The 12761-nt window shown below is 56.1% G+C and carries 14 protein-coding genes; 7 read left to right on the forward strand and 7 right to left on the reverse strand.

Annotated features, from left to right (window positions below; translation table 11 throughout):
* From QNK41_RS20955 to QNK41_RS20975, 5 genes are all read right to left on the reverse strand, one after another.
* The coding region (locus QNK41_RS20955) for an ABC transporter permease (RefSeq protein WP_319261173.1) at nt 1-633 on the reverse strand (633 nt) is incomplete at its 3' end.
* Between the two features lie 7 nt (nt 634-640).
* Nucleotides 641-1606, reverse strand: coding sequence for an ABC transporter permease (locus tag QNK41_RS20960; RefSeq protein ID WP_319261176.1), 966 nt, complete (start codon nt 1604-1606; stop codon nt 641-643).
* 279 nt (nt 1607-1885) lie between these two features.
* A complete protein-coding gene (locus QNK41_RS20965; RefSeq protein WP_319261178.1) occupies nt 1886-3397 on the reverse strand; it encodes an ABC transporter substrate-binding protein in 1512 nt (503 codons plus the stop codon).
* Between the two features lie 38 nt (nt 3398-3435).
* Nucleotides 3436-4419 carry an oligopeptide/dipeptide ABC transporter ATP-binding protein gene (locus QNK41_RS20970; protein ID WP_319261180.1) on the reverse strand — a complete coding sequence of 328 codons (984 nt, stop codon included), beginning with the start codon at nt 4417-4419 and terminating at the stop codon, nt 3436-3438.
* Complete coding sequence (locus tag QNK41_RS20975; RefSeq protein WP_319261182.1) at nt 4416-5423, reverse strand: ABC transporter ATP-binding protein; 1008 nt, start codon at nt 5421-5423, stop codon at nt 4416-4418. Before QNK41_RS20975 ends, QNK41_RS20970 begins: the two co-directional genes overlap by 4 nt.
* A 335-nt stretch (nt 5424-5758) precedes the next feature.
* On the opposite strand from QNK41_RS20975, the gene QNK41_RS20980 reads away from it, so the two are divergent.
* On the forward strand, nt 5759-6235 hold the full coding sequence (locus QNK41_RS20980; protein ID WP_319261184.1) for a pyridoxamine 5'-phosphate oxidase family protein: 477 nt from the start codon (nt 5759-5761) through the stop codon (nt 6233-6235).
* A 402-nt stretch (nt 6236-6637) separates the two neighbouring features.
* On the opposite strand, the gene QNK41_RS20985 is transcribed toward QNK41_RS20980, so the two are convergent.
* Nucleotides 6638-8017, reverse strand: coding sequence for an FAD-binding oxidoreductase (locus QNK41_RS20985; RefSeq protein WP_319261187.1), 1380 nt, complete (start codon nt 8015-8017; stop codon nt 6638-6640).
* 199 nt (nt 8018-8216) lie between these two features.
* On the opposite strand from QNK41_RS20985, the gene QNK41_RS20990 reads away from it, so the two are divergent.
* Both QNK41_RS20990 and QNK41_RS20995 read left to right on the forward strand, forming a co-directional pair.
* The gene (locus QNK41_RS20990) at nt 8217-8342 is read left to right on the forward strand and encodes a hypothetical protein (RefSeq protein ID WP_319261190.1); all 126 of its coding nucleotides are present in this window, start codon (nt 8217-8219) and stop codon (nt 8340-8342) included.
* Nucleotides 8339-8845, forward strand: a complete 507-nt coding sequence (locus QNK41_RS20995) for an HNH endonuclease (protein WP_319261192.1) — start codon at nt 8339-8341, stop codon at nt 8843-8845. Before QNK41_RS20990 ends, QNK41_RS20995 begins: the two co-directional genes overlap by 4 nt.
* A gap of 10 nt (nt 8846-8855) precedes the next feature.
* Here QNK41_RS20995 and QNK41_RS21000 read toward each other — a convergent pair whose 3' ends face one another.
* A complete protein-coding gene (locus tag QNK41_RS21000; protein WP_319261195.1) occupies nt 8856-9440 on the reverse strand; it encodes a DUF309 domain-containing protein in 585 nt (194 codons plus the stop codon).
* Nucleotides 9441-9729: 289 nt separating this feature from the next.
* On the opposite strand from QNK41_RS21000, the gene QNK41_RS21005 reads away from it, so the two are divergent.
* From QNK41_RS21005 to QNK41_RS21020, 4 genes are all read left to right on the forward strand, one after another.
* The gene (locus QNK41_RS21005) at nt 9730-10110 is read left to right on the forward strand and encodes a VOC family protein (protein WP_319261197.1); all 381 of its coding nucleotides are present in this window, start codon (nt 9730-9732) and stop codon (nt 10108-10110) included.
* 16 nt (nt 10111-10126) lie between these two features.
* A complete protein-coding gene (rho, locus tag QNK41_RS21010; protein WP_319261200.1) occupies nt 10127-11209 on the forward strand; it encodes a transcription termination factor Rho in 1083 nt (360 codons plus the stop codon).
* A gap of 27 nt (nt 11210-11236) precedes the next feature.
* The gene (locus QNK41_RS21015; RefSeq protein WP_319261203.1) at nt 11237-11437 is read left to right on the forward strand and encodes a YwbE family protein; all 201 of its coding nucleotides are present in this window, start codon (nt 11237-11239) and stop codon (nt 11435-11437) included.
* Nucleotides 11438-11785: 348 nt separating this feature from the next.
* The gene (locus tag QNK41_RS21020) at nt 11786-12343 is read left to right on the forward strand and encodes a hypothetical protein (RefSeq protein WP_319261205.1); all 558 of its coding nucleotides are present in this window, start codon (nt 11786-11788) and stop codon (nt 12341-12343) included.
* Nucleotides 12344-12761: the final 418 nt, after the last annotated feature.

A 12761-nucleotide genomic window follows, 5' to 3' on the forward strand; every position in this document is an offset into this window, starting at 1 on the left:
CAAAATAGGCGGCAGCGCGTTGTGAAGGATGTGGCGAAAAAGGATGCGAAAGTCCCCGGCCCCGGAAGAACGAGCAGCGACCACGTAGGCATAGACCTTGATCTCGAGCACGCTGCCGCGGATAGTACGGGCGTACTTGACCCAGTCGGCAATGCAGATGGCGAAGATTACCGTGACCACGCCCCGGGTTTCAAACACCCCCAGCAGCAATACCGCCAGCAGGGTGGTGGAAAAAGCAAACACGGTGTCGGCCAGACGCATGACCAGAGCATCCAGAACACCGCCATAGTAGGCGGCAAGCATTCCCATAACAATGCCAATAACGCTGGAAATGGCCACCACCGAAAAACCGACAATCAACGATGTGCGCAACCCGTATATGATCGTGGAGAGAATTCCGCGCCCCTGGTCGTCGGTGCCCAGCGGAAAAGCCGCCACGCTGCCGTCCATCCAGCCGGGCGGCAGCAGAAAGTCGCCCAGATCCACGGTCATCAGGTCATACGGATCCATAGGCGCCAGCAGTGGCGCGAAAATCGCGCAGAAGAAAAAGACAAGCAGGACGATGCTGCCGATCAGGGCGGACGGGTCCCGCAGGTAGTTGCGAACGTGCTGGGATTTCAAAATACCGGCCATAAGCGTACTACTCGTATCTGATTTTCGGGTTGAGGAACGCGTACAATAAATCCACCAGGATGTTAATGGTCAAAATGATCACCGCCGCCAGCATGATGTAGGTGACGATCACCGGCTGGTCGGTTTCAAAAATAGATGTCAGCAGCAGGTTACCCATGCCCGGCCACTGAAAGATGGTTTCAGTGACGATGGAAAATGCCACGAGTTCGCCGAAAGAGAGCCCGGCGATGGTCACCACCGGAATCAACACATTGCGCAGGGCGTGTTTGAGGATCACCTTGGAGGGTGACAATCCTTTGGCCCAGGCCGTCTTGATGTACTCTTCGGAAAGTACTTCGCGCATGCCGGCCCGGGTGAGGCGCAGCAACACGGCCAGCTGGTATCCGGAAAGGGTGAACGCTGGCAGAATAATATGTTTCCAGCCGCTGACCGTCAGCAGCCCGGTGCGCCAAAAGCCGATCTGGACGGTTTCACCGCGGCCGAAGGAAGGTAGCACCCCCAGGTAAACCGAAAACACCATCACCAACAGGATGCCGATCAGAAAAGTGGGGATCGAAATTCCGAGAATCGACCCGGCCATGATCGCCCGGGCGATCAACCCGGTGGGCCACACCGAGACCACCACCCCCAGCCCCACCCCCAAGGCGAAGGATATGCAGATGGCGGTGAAGGCCAGTTCCAGGGTGGCCGGCATACGTTCCAAAATCATGTCCAGGGCATCCACCGAACTGATGTAGGATTTACCGAAGTTGCCCTTGAGTGCGCCACCGATGAAACTGACGTACTGAATGTAAATGGGGCGGTCCAGGCCGTAAGACACCCGCACCATCTCGCGCTCCTGCTGGGTCGCATATTTGCCGGCCAGCATCATCACCGGATCGCCGGTGTAGCGGAACATGATGAAGCAGACAAAGGAGACCGCCAGCAAGACGACGATTCCCTGGAGCAGCCTTTTGATTAGATAAGTGGCCATGGTGTAGTAACAGCCTGTTAATTACGCGTTGAATACCTTTACGAAGGGATTTGCACCTTCGACATTTTTAACGCTGAGAATCCAGAAGCCAGTAGTCAGGAGCCAGAATTCTAATGGAGTATCGCTTCGCTCTAACGCTTTGTATAATGACGGCCGAGCTAAAAGCGAGACATTGGCTGAATTCTGAATACTGACTCCTGGATCCTCTTGGATAGATTAAAAGCAGTATTTAATTGATAGGGTCAGACTGATAAGCCAAGTATCAAGCATCTAAATACACTATTTTATTTCCTTGGCCACAATCCACTGATCCGGACGCGGGGTGAACTGGACCCCCGAAGCCTTGACCACCGCATAAATATCCTGCTGGTAGTGCAGCGGGATCCAGGCCACATCGTCCACGGACTTCTTGTTGATGGCCTGAAGGGCTTTCTCCCGTTCGGCCCGGTCGATGATAGAGGAGGACGCGATGATCATTTGGTCAATTTCCGGGTCGGAATACGCGCCACCGTTGTATGTGCCCATGCCCTTGTCCTTGTCAGGGGTGTGCAACAGCTTTTCGGCACTGCGGCCGAGATCATAGGAACCATCAAACCAGCCGATCAGGTAGAAGCTGTGTTTGTAATCGGTGAGTTCGTCGAAGAAGAGGGACTTGGGCTTCACATCCAGCTTCACTTTCAGGCCGACCTTGGCCAGGTATTTAGCCACGGCTTCACTGATCTTCTCATCGTTAACATAGCGGTCGTTGGGGCCGGCCACAGTGATATCGAAGCCATTGGCATATCCGGCCTCGGCCAGCAGTTTTTTCGACAGGGCAGGGTCATAGGGCAGCCGCTTCAACCCGGGCAGGTAACCGACGGTGGGCACGTCCGGCACCTGGGCCGCGGCCGTAGCCTGACCGCGCATGACCTTGTCGATGATTTCATCCTCGTTGATGGCGTGGGCAATGGCCTTGCGAACACGGATATCCGCAAAGGGGGTGCCTGCCTTGTTGGACATCCCCATATAGATGGCGCGCCGGGCCGGACGCGAAATCAACTCCACATGGGGCATCTTCTCGATGCGTTCGATCAGGGATACGGGTACACCGTTGACGATGTCGGCCTGTTTGCCGGCCAGGGCGGCAAAGCGGGTGGCCTCTTCGGTAATCGGTCGGATATCCACCGTCTGGTATTTGGGAGCGCCTTCCCAGTAGTCGGGGTTGGCGGCCATACGCACATAGGAGCCCTTGACCCATTCTACCAACTTATAGGCTCCGGTACCGATGGGTTTGGTGTTGTAGTCGCCGTCATCGCGTCCCTTGGAGGACTCCATGTCCACGATGAAATTCTGGTGCATGGTCTCGGCGAACCAGGGTACTGGTTTGACATTCTTGAAGATCACGGTGTAGTCGTCCGGCGTTTCGATGGATGCGATGGAGTTGGCGATGTTGAGCAGCTTGGAATACTGGGGATCCTTCATGCGCTCGAAGGTGAACTTGACGTCGGCGGCGTTGAAGGCGTTGCCGTTGTGAAACTTGACCCCCTTGCGCAGCTCGAACTTCCAAGTCAGGGCATCCAGCCGCTCCCATTTCACGGCCAGTGCCGGTGACAGCTTGCCGTCCGGGGCGGGGCGCTGCAGCAGCCCGTCGAAGAAGTTGGACATGTAAGAAAGATTTGCATCGGAAGAATAGGCGTGGGGGTTCATGGCTTTGGGTGGCGCGTCGGTCACCACCACCAGTTCGGTTTTGGCCATCGCAACGGCGGGCAGGGCCAGCAGGGCGATGATCAGGGTCAATGCGATACGTTTCATGGGGCAGCCTCCTTTATCAGTTGATGGGTCCTTTATGGTCATTGCGCGTCAGCGCGAGTGTACAGGTGACAGGCGGCCTGATGGCCGTTGCCGAAATCAATCATTTCGGGAACCGTTTTGTCGCATATATCCATCCGTTCGGGACAGCGGGTGTGAAACCGGCAGCCGGACGGGGGATCGATGGGGCTAGGCACGTCTCCTTTGAGTATGATGCGTTCTTTTTTGCGCAGGGGATCGGGCACGGGAACGGCGGAAAGCAGGGCCTGGGTGTAGGGGTGTTTGGGCGATCCGTAGAGGTCGCTGTAGACGGCCGTTTCCATGACTTTGCCCAGGTACATCACCACAATGCGGTCGCAGATATACTCCACAACGGCCAGATCGTGGGAAATGATGATCAGCGAGAGGTCGAAATTGGCCTTGAGGTCCATGAGCAGGTTGATGATCTGGGCCTGAATGGATACATCCAACGCCGAGACTGGCTCGTCGCCGATGATCACCGATGGATCCAGGGCCAGGGCGCGGGCGATGCCGATACGCTGTCGCTGGCCGCCGGAAAATTCGTGCGGAAACCGGCGGCCCTGTTCCGGGGCCAGACCCACCGTTTCCAACAGAAAGGCCAGCCGCTCCCGCCGCTGCTTTCCAGTAAACATGCCATGCACGTCCATGGGGTCGGAAAGGATATCATCGACACGCATGCGCGGGTTCAACGAGGAATAGGGATCCTGAAAAATGAGCTGCATCTCCCGCCGCAACTTGCGCAGGCCGGACCGGCTCAACTCACGCATATCCTGGCCCTTCCACGTCACTTTGCCGCTGGTGATCGGGATGAGTTGGGTAACCGCCATGCCCGCCGTGGTCTTTCCACAACCCGACTCACCGACGATGCCCAGGGTTTCCCCCTTGGCCAGCTCGAAACTGACCCCGTCCACGGCGTACACATACCCGACGGTCCTGGATAGGACTCCCCGTTTGATGGGAAAGTGAATATTCAGATCCCGGACGGTGATCAGCGATTCTTTCATGACGATGGTGGCTCCACATGAAGCCAGCAACGCACCTGGTGCCCGCTGGAGACTTCAGTCAGTCCCGGTTCCCGTTTACGGCAGACGGTCATGACCCGGTTGCAGCGGTCGCAAAATTTGCAGCCATCGGGCAGTGCGACCAGGCTGGGAACCATCCCCTTGATCTCGCTCAGCCGCTTGGTTTCTCCGGCTGTCCGGCTCCCAAGAATAGGAATCGACTTCAGAAGGCCGATCGTGTAGGGGTGCAGCGGTTGCCGAAATAGCTCAACCGTCGAGGCCTCCTCGACCACCCGGCCGGCATACATGACCACGATGCGGTCAGCCATCTCGGCAATCACACCCAAATCGTGGGTGATCATCTGAACGGCGGTGCCGAAATCTTCCTTGAGTTTGAGCATCAAATCGAGAATCTGCGCCTGAACGGTCACGTCCAGCGCCGTGGTCGGCTCGTCGGCAATCAGGAGTTCCGGATCGCAGGAGAGCGCCATGGCGATCATGGCCCGCTGGCGCATACCACCGGAAAGCTGGTGAGGATATTCATTGATGCGCCGCTTGGGGGCAGGAATCTGCACCCGGTCCAACATCTCGACGGAGGCATCCAGGGCCTCTTTTCGGCTGGCGTTGCGATGCAGAATAAACATTTCGGATATCTGGTTGCCGATGGTAAAAACTGGATTCAAGGAGGTCATCGGCTCCTGAAAAATCATGGCGATGCGATTACCGCGAATGAGGCGCATCTGCTGCATCGTCAGGTCCAGCAGGTTCATCCCGTCGAATTGAATGCGACCGTCCACGATCTTGCCGGGAGGATCGGGTATCAAGCGCATGATGGACTGGGCGGTCACACTCTTCCCGCTTCCGGATTCACCGACGACACCCAGCACCTCTCCCGCCGAGAGGTGAAATGAAACCCCATCTACCGCCCGGGCGGCGCCTCTGGACGAAAAGAAATAGGTCTTCAGCCCGTTAACATCGAGAATTCTGTCTGCAGCCGATAGGTTCATGCCAGCGTTTCAATTTGTGAATGGTTCAGACCACTCGATTAAATGATGCTTAAGAGGATTTCTAGAAAATTCCGCATGCGGGGACAGTTTTAGAATTAACCGTGCCAACTGTTTTTCCATGCGACGCACAGACCCGATGGGATGTGATACGGCATCTGAAAGTAGGGTTAGTTTACATCATATTTAACATGGGTTAAACATTTTTTTAACCACGTTCACCAAGCGATTTGTTAATTGGCCGGTTTGATTTGCAATCCAGACCAAAAAAAGGTATCCGAACAATAAGGAACAGCCGACCCAGTGAGATGCACATTAGCAGGGGAATAGGATAAGGGATGGGACCCATGACCAAACCATTGAGACGGGAAGACCGCCGGCTTGACGACGACGCCGCCATGGCGCTGCTGAAACGCGGCGAGTACGGCATTTTGAGCACCTCGGACAAAAAAAACCGGCCTTACGGTATACCCGTGAATTACGTAGTGATGGAAGACAACATCTTTTTTCACTGCGCCACCGAAGGTCAAAAGCTGGAAAACATCACCGCCAACAACGGAGTCTCCTTCTGTGTGGTGGGAAAGACCGAGTTGCTCCCCGAAAAATTCTCCACCCGCTACGAAAGCGTGGTGGTGTCCGGCAATGCCGACGTCATCGAAGACGAGGTGTTGAAAAAAAAGTCACTGCGTGCCCTGGTGGCCAAATATGCCCCAGACCACATTGCTGCCGGGGATGCTTATATCGACAGTCTGATGGACCAAACAACTGTGGTGCGTGTCTCCATCGAGTACCTTGCCGGCAAAGCCAGAAAGTAAAGCATCGACAGCCATAACCGCTTCGATGCCCAAAGCTGCCATGCATGGTTGTCCGGTTATTGCAGAAACTGGCATCTATATGAATATGATCCAATTTCGTTTTCGAACAGGCGGGAATTCCTTTGGCCTGGCAGAAAACCCCGGCCAAGCGGCAACTGGATATCATCTGGACCATGGATCTGTAGTTTTACCGCAAAGACGGATCAACGTTCATGTGTGAGGTAATTGCCTTCTTATTAGTGGTTGAGACAACCGTCCACACCCCATGAACGCCGAATATCGAACGTCCAACATCGAATGTTGAAAAGGAATGCTATCGTTTGATAAACCGATCGAGCAAAGCAATCTCATCATTCGACGTCCAGCGTTTAATGTTCGACGATGGAAACCAACGCAATGGTTTCATAAAAACATCTTTCCCGGGTTCATCAACCCTTTGGGATCCATCAGGTCCTTGATCTGCTTCATCAGTCCATAACCCTCACCGTGCTCCAGCTGCATGAATTGGCGCTTGCCGATGCCGATACCATGCTCGCCGGTGCAGGTTCCGCCCACTTCCACCGCCCGGTGGACGATGTTGTGGTTGATCGCCTCAAGGGAGGCCCATTCTCCGTCATCGGCCGGGTCACCCACCATTACCACATGCAGATTGCCGTCCCCGGCGTGGCCGAAAACAAACCCCACAGCCTTTTTTTCATCCAGCTGCTGCTGGGAAAAAAGGACCATCTGCGGATAGCTGGAGATGGGTACCGCCGCGTCGACGATCAGTGTCTCCCGCCCCGGATAGGCCCGGTGAATGGTCTCCCAGGCCTCGTGGCGGGCCCGCCACAGCTCCTTTCGCTCCCGTTCCTTGACGCCGGTTTTGAAGCCAAGTGCGCCACCGTCCCGACACAGCGCCTCCGCCAGCGCTGCGGTCTCGGTCAATGCCGCTTCGCTGATACCATGAAACTCGCAGAACAGGGACGGCATTTCGGCGAGTCCCAGGTCCTTTTCCCGGTTCATTAGTGCGATGAGTTCCGGGGTGAGCAGTTCCAGGGCCGCCGGAGCCAAACCCGATCCCATGAGTACCGCCACGGTTTTCGAAGCCGCCTCCAAAGAGTCAAAGGTCGCCGTCGCGGCCAGGTGGACGACGGGAATGCCGGCCAGTTTCAAGGTGGCTTCAGTCACCACCCCCAAGGTTCCCTCGGATCCCACGAAGAGCCGGGTAAGATCATAGCCCGATGAGGATTTGTGGGCCTTTCCGCCGGTGTGAATCACCCGCCCGTCGGGCAGCACCACCACGAGGCGCATCACGTAGTCCTTGGTAGCGCCATATTTGATGGTCTGCACGCCCGAGGCATTGTTGGCGATCATCCCGCCGATGGTGGCATCGGCGCCGGGGTCCGGCGGAAAGAAAAGTCCCGACCGGCCAGTATGCTGGTTGAGTGTTTTTCGAAAGACCCCGGGCTGGACATCAGCCTGGAGATCCCGGGGCCGGATGGCAATGATCCGGTCCATGCGGGTCATGTCCATCACCAGTCCGCCATGCATCGGCAGCGGGTTGCCTTCGGTGCTGGTGCCGGCCCCCCATGGAGTGACGGGAATGCCTTGGGCATAGGTATAGGCCAGGATGGTGGATACTTCCCCGGTGGTCATGGGCCAGATAATGCCGGCGGGCAGTTTGCCCCGGTGTGGGGAGATATCCTTGATGTGAAGCTCGCGGTTGGACTGGCCGGTGGAAAAGCGGTCCGGGTCCACGAACGCGGAAAGGTCGTCCATCTGGATTTGCGTGAAGCGCTCCATCATCTTTCTCCTTGGTCTGATCGGTTTAACGCCGGCTGCATGAACGTATTGACGAGCCACTGTAAAAAGTTCCACTGCCGGTGTCAATCAGCAATGATTGCATATTGACAACGGTGGCAAAAACCGATTTACTCATTCATTCCAGATTCGATTCAGCCTTTCCTGTTTTCAAAGCGACAACCCGATTGAGGAGGATTTCATGACACCGGCGTCCCGGCAGGCACAGGAGGGGCTACGTGATCTGACCATGCTCAAATGGTATGTGATTACGCTGATCGCCTACACCGCTTACCGCTATACCCTGAAAGAGGAATCGGCGCCATGAACGGAAGCTGCGTTCTGCTCAACGGGGATTATTCTTTTCTCGGCCTGGTGGACTGGAAAAAAGCCATGGGCCTGATGTTCACCGAAAAAGTCAGGGTCCTGAAGTTTTCGGACCGGGTGATCCAGGGAGTAAGCCGCTCGTTCCGGGCACCGGCGGTGGCCGTGCTGGTCAAGGTAGTCAGAAGTGTCTACCGGGGCCGCGTTCCCTTTTCGCGCCGAAACGTACTTGCCCGGGACCGGTTTGCCTGTGCCTATTGCGGATCCCGGGCCAAGCCCATCACCATGGACCACGTCATTCCACGGTCGCGGGGCGGTAAAAACGATTTTGACAATTGCGTGGCCTGCTGCCGGGCATGCAACCACAAAAAGGGTGCGCGCTTGCCCCGGGAAGCCGGGATGGCCCTGCGTCATCGCCCCTGGCAGCCCACCATCGCCGAGTTTATCCAGATCCGCCTTCGCCATTCCGGAGTTTACGCGCTGCTGGTTGAACTGGGGTTGATGTGATGTGATGGCGTCATGGACGATCGATTGTCCGCATCGACCGATTTGCCGATCCGGCAGTTCCGGCAAGCATCGGCGGCTTGGGATCCAGGGACCTGAGCTTGGCCAGAAGCAGCCGGGGGTCGGCGTAGGGGGACAACTGGTCCTGATGCACCTCCAGCACGGCCACCGCCTTGGCGGCAATGCGCCTGGCCCCGGTGAGATTCCCCTGCTCAAGGTGCACATATGCACCGGCTGCCCGGATGATCGCCTGAAGCAGCTTTTTTTCGCCCCCGTGGGCAGCCATCCAGTACTGTTCGAGATACTCGTGGGTTTCAAAAAAAAGGTGCTGATCCCAGATCGCAACGGCAATGTCCAGCGGATGGTCAAGCTCACGGTTACGGACATCTGCCAGCACCTGTTCATATGCAGCCAGGCGCTGGTCGATATATGTCCGGACACACGGCGGCAGCGGGTCGTTTCGAAAAAAGCCGGCAACGCGCCGCACCGGTTGCATCCTTTGTTGTTCCAACACCTTCTTGAAATTTTCCGACAGCGCGTTGCGGACATTGCGGCACAGCCGGTTGTTGAAGGGGTCGAAACGTTCACTGTCAATCATGTCGGTCTCCTGCTTTGTAATTAAGGTTGTCATCGCCGTTCAACTGTTCTATCATAACTTTCACTCAGTCGGCATTTTCAACGTCTTTACATCGCCAGCACCAATGCAGCGACAATCCCGCCGGTTTGACAACTATCGCAAGGGTATTCCTTTTGAAGATTTCCCGCCGCAAGCAGCGGTGGATTCGCTTACCATGCGCGGTTCAAGGTAATCCCCAACCCGGCCCCGACAACTCGACGAATCCGCCCGTGTCGTGCATTCCTAATATTAAGAAAGGATTGTTGCGTCAATGGAATTCACCTTTGCCCACAACAACATCAATGTCCTGAACCTCGACAAAAGCCTCGACTTTTACAAAAAGGCGCTTAACCTGGCAGAAAGTCGCCGTTGGGACAATCCTGACTTCACCCTGGTATATCTGGGTGATGGGCGAAGCCAGCACCAATTGGAACTCACCTGGCTCAAGGACCGCACAACACCGTATGACCTGGGGGACAACGAATGTCACCTGGCCTTTCATGTGGACGATTACGACAACGCCCACACGCGGCACAGCCAGATGGGATGCATCTGCTACGAAAACGAAGGGATGGGTCTATACTTCATTTCAGATCCTGACGGGTACTGGATCGAAATCATGCCTTTTAAAGACGCTCATGAACAACAATAAACCCGGGAGTCAACCAATGGAACCGGTAAGTGGACATCTTGAGATACTGGACAAAGGATTCGGTTTTCTCCGAAACATCGATAATAATTACCAGGCCGGCCCGGAAGACACCTTTGTCCCGGCGTTTATGATCAGCAAATTCGGCCTGCGGGAGGGGACCTTTATCGAAGGCCAGGGCGAACCCGGCAATCCCGGCAACCAGAACCTGAAGCTGGCGGCAGTGGAACAGGTTAATGGCCTTCCTTTGGAGCGGTATGCAAAGACCGAAACCATGCACACCATGACCAGCATCAACCCCGACCAGCAACTGCGCATGTCCCAGGGGCCAAAGGATCTCACCGGCCAGGCCCTCGACCTCATCGTCCCCATCGGCCGGGGCCAGCGGGGCCTGATCATCTCTCCGCCCAAATCGGGGAAAACCACCCTTTTGCGCCATATGGCCAACTCGGTCACCGCCAATGACCCGGAAATGGAGGTATTTATCCTGCTGGTCAATGAACGCCCGGAAGAGGTGACCGACTTCAAGCGGGGACTGAAGTATGCCCATGTGCTTTACTCTTCAGCAGACCAGAGTATCGGCCAGCATATGCGCATGACCCGTCTGGCGGTGCACACCGCCATGCGATGCGCGGAAGTCGGCAGGGACACGGTTGTCTTCATCGATTCCCTGACCCGCATGGCGAGGGCTTTCAACGCCGAGACGGAAAGCTATGGCCGGACGCTGTCGGGTGGACTCGGCGCCAACGCCATGGTAGTGCCACGCAAGATCTTCGGGGCCGCCAGGAATATCGAAGGCGGCGGTTCGTTGACGATCATTGCCACCATTCTTGTGGAGACCGGCAGTCGGATGGACGAAATCATTTACCAGGAGTTCAAGGGAACCGGCAACATGGACCTGGTACTCAGCCGCGATTGTGCCGAACACCGAATTTTCCCGGCCATCGACATCCGCCTCAGCGGCACCCGAAAAGAAGAACTGCTGTTGGGCAAGGATGAACTCAAGAAGATCGTGGAGATCCGTCGAACCATATCGCAGCGGGACACTACGGAGGCCATGACGGATCTGCTGGAATACTTGGACCGTCACAGTCGCAATTAAGCTCGCCTTAAACAAGAGTAAAGGCAAATGGACAGCCAGTACCAAAAAAACATCCATCCCGGCACCCGGGTAAACATCGTCCTCAAAGCAGACCAACGCAGCGGCCAACTCACCCAGGGTAAGGTCGAAGCGATACTCACCCGTTCCCCTCATCATCCCCACGGCATCAAGGTGCGCCTGACCAACGGCCAGGTGGGGCGGGTCAAGGCAATCCTGTCGGCACCGTAACGCCTCACTGAGAAGCAGTTGGCAATTGATTCCGCCACACGGCACGACACGGACACCCTTCGGCAGGGCTGCCCACTATGCTTGGCCGGTTCGTTAACCCACCCGCAAGCCAAAAAATACGCGGGCTACACGGGTTCTTAAGCGCTGCGGGGACGCTTCTTTTCCTGTTTGTTTTAAAATAAAAAGGTTTCCTGTGGTTGCAATCCCCGATTCCGCCCTTACTATTTCCACCGCACCCCGCCGGGCACCGTGGGGTGAGGCTTTTTATCGATAGCGTTATCTAAAAACCCGGCCGTACTGACCGGCTATTTTTTTCTTAAAACCAACACCTATTTTCCAAAGGAGAAAATGATGGCAGATCGTTCCCATATCACCCTCTACAGCGGCGGCCACAAAGGGGCCGAATCCGAATTCGGCCGTCTGGCCGAAACCTGGGGCATCCAGGAGGTCAACTTTTCATTTGAGGGACACAGCATTGAACGTTCCCGCGGGGTCCGCGAGCTGACACCTGAACAGCTGGACAAGGGCAATGTGAGCATGGAGATCGTGTCGGCCCGCATGGGTCGCAAATTCGCCCAGGCCAACAAGATTCGCAAGGTGATCCAGACCATTTTTCACATGGTCAACAGCGGCTATCACGTAATCGCCGTAGGCTGGATCCAGCCGGACGATACAGTCAAAGGGGGGACCGGCTGGGGCGTGGAACTGGCCAAGCTGTTCAACCGGCCGGTGCATGTCTATGATCAGGATCGCAAGGGCTGGTTTGCCTGGGAAGGCAACTCGTGGACGTCAGGAACGCCGAAAATCGAAAAAGACACGTTTGCAGGCACCGGCACCCGGCATCTCACCGACGAGGGTAAAAAAGCCATCCATGATCTCTTCGAAAGCGCTTTCGGGCCTGCATGATCCCTCACCCTCAAGTGTGATAGCGGAGGGCTGCCGGGGCGCCGGCGACCGTTGCCATTGAAAAGACGGTGGTTTATTCTTGATGAACTCGTAAAAAGTCGCATTTCCGACGGATTCGTAAAGAGCCCGAGATCAAGGCTTGCGGGCCGCGAAAGCGAGTTTCGGCGAGCGAATGGCAAATCGATAAAGATCCTTACGGCGAACATTCATGTTCCATCCTTAAGGAATGAGGCGTACTTACGGTACGCCGCAGTGACGAAGGATGAAGCGTAACGCCGATATTTATCCGCCTCAGGCGGATCGGGTTTTTTACGAATCCGTCAAGATTCAGTTCCCACCTGTCGGACCCTATCATCCGTTATGCACATACGGCTGCCTCGGCTTCTCCACCATTGCTGTGATCAGCCTACCGGAATGC

Origin of the sequence: Desulfosarcina sp., from assembly GCF_033791525.1 — a bacterium.
Classification (GTDB): Bacteria; Desulfobacterota; Desulfobacteria; order Desulfobacterales; family Desulfosarcinaceae; genus Desulfosarcina.